At 73.0% G+C, this 1647-nt stretch carries 3 protein-coding genes; all 3 read left to right on the top strand.

Going from position 1 to position 1647, the window contains the following annotated elements; translation table 11 throughout:
* Window positions 1-203: hypothetical protein (locus J1M39_RS11510; RefSeq protein ID WP_206496817.1), on the top strand; the 203-nt coding region annotated here is incomplete at its 5' end.
* The gene (locus J1M39_RS11505; protein ID WP_206496816.1) at window positions 200-574 is read left to right on the top strand and encodes a hypothetical protein; all 375 of its coding nucleotides are present in this window, start codon (window positions 200-202) and stop codon (window positions 572-574) included. The genes J1M39_RS11510 and J1M39_RS11505, both read left to right, overlap by 4 nt.
* Window positions 575-591: 17 nt before the next feature.
* Window positions 592-1647 (top strand): hypothetical protein (locus J1M39_RS11500; RefSeq protein WP_206496815.1); only part of this gene is annotated, 1056 nt, incomplete at its 3' end.

Below are 1647 nucleotides of genomic sequence, written 5' to 3'. Positions count from 1 at the left end.
GCCCCGACCCCGTGCAACTCGAAGTGCTCGAAGCCCGCATGGAAGCCGCCGCCGCCCGCCGCGGGATCGACCCGGTCCCCCTCCTCCCGTACCTGCGGGCCGAGCCGTTCATGAACGAGGATGGCCGTGTCGAGCGTGCCGCCGTCGAGACGTTCTTCCAGCAGCTCGCCGACGCGCGCGACGCCCGGACGGTGCGCCCGTGACCGGCCCCAGCACCGGCGGCGTCCGCGGCGGCCGGCAGACCTGGGCCCAGTGGTACTACTCCGGCGCCCCCACGGCGCAGGACATGGCCGACCGGCGCCACGCCGACACGGCCCGCGCCGAGCGTGCCCGTCTCGACGCTGAGGCCCTCAACGCCCGCCACGCCGAGTCCCGTCCCGATCCGGCCGCCCGGCTGCGGATCGCCCTCACCAACCTGGGCCCGAGCATGGTGCTCCCCGGCGCAGGCCCCACCCTGGCCGACGTCAACGCCGCGATTCGCCGCGAGGCCGGCCCCGACCGCGCACTGCATCAGCAGATGCTCGACCTCCACTACACCCAGCAGGCGCGCCGCCGCGCCGCCGGCAACCACTGACACACGAAAGGCAGATCATGAGCACTACGAAGACCGCCCCCGCCTACGCGACGGCCGAGGACATCCGCGCCCAGGTCCACGCGCACGCCGAGGAGGAGCGCCGCGATGCGTCCGCCCACGGGGCAATGCTGAACCTCATGCAGAAGATCGGCGACGGCCGCGAGGACCCCGAACCGGACCTGAACGCCGCGTACGAGCAGGCCCGCATCAGCGGGGACTGGGAGGAGTACGAGCGCATTTACCGGGCCCACGACGACTGGGCCGACCGGTCCGCGAAGCGCGCACGCATGGCGAACAACCTGCGAAACCGTGCCATCCCCAACCCCGAGCGACGCCGCACCCTCCGGGGCAACGCCGGCCGTCTCACGCTGGCATACCTCGCCGGCGCCCTGCCCAGCATCCTCGACGCCGCCCAGCGCCTCACACTCCACGGTGTGCCTTCCACCGCCGAGGCCGCCATGACCGCCGACCCCCGCGCCCGGGGCCACTACCTCGAAGCTGCCGCCGTCGTGGACGCCTACAGGGCCCTGCGCCGCACCCAGGCCGCGGCCGTGACCGACATCAACGCGACTGTCGCGGAGAGCTTCGGAGGGCCGTCCCAGGTCTCCTCGCAGAGCGTCCTCACCATCGGGCAATTCCGTGACGCCCTCCACCTCGACGCGACGTGGCTGAGCAACCGCCGCAACGCCATCGGGCAGCTGCGCTCCTCCGCCACCCGCGCCCACCTGCGCCGGTACGTCCCCGGGATCGTGGAGTTCCTCGACGACGCCCCCGCCGAGCTGTTCGGGCCGATCACCGCGGACGGGTTCCCCGCTGAGTGCACCACCGTCCCCGCCCGCGCCCAGTGGCTCGCCACGTGGAGCACCCGCCTGGACTTCTGGGTCCCCGAGTTCGAGGACCTCCAGCAGCTCCAGCACCTCTACGGGTCCGCCATCAACCCAGAGCACTGGCAGGACCGCAAGGGCCTTGTCCTCGCCAACACCTACGAGGGGGAGAGCGCCGCCGACAACGCCGAGCGCCTGGCCCTGGTCAACCTCGACTACCGCCGCCCCGACTGGGACACCCCCCAGCCC

Origin of the sequence: Micrococcus sp. KRD077 (assembly GCF_017168505.1) — a bacterium.
In the GTDB taxonomy this organism is placed as follows: domain Bacteria; phylum Actinomycetota; class Actinomycetes; order Actinomycetales; family Micrococcaceae; genus Micrococcus; species Micrococcus luteus.
This window is presented reverse-complemented; position numbering and strand designations above follow the sequence as displayed.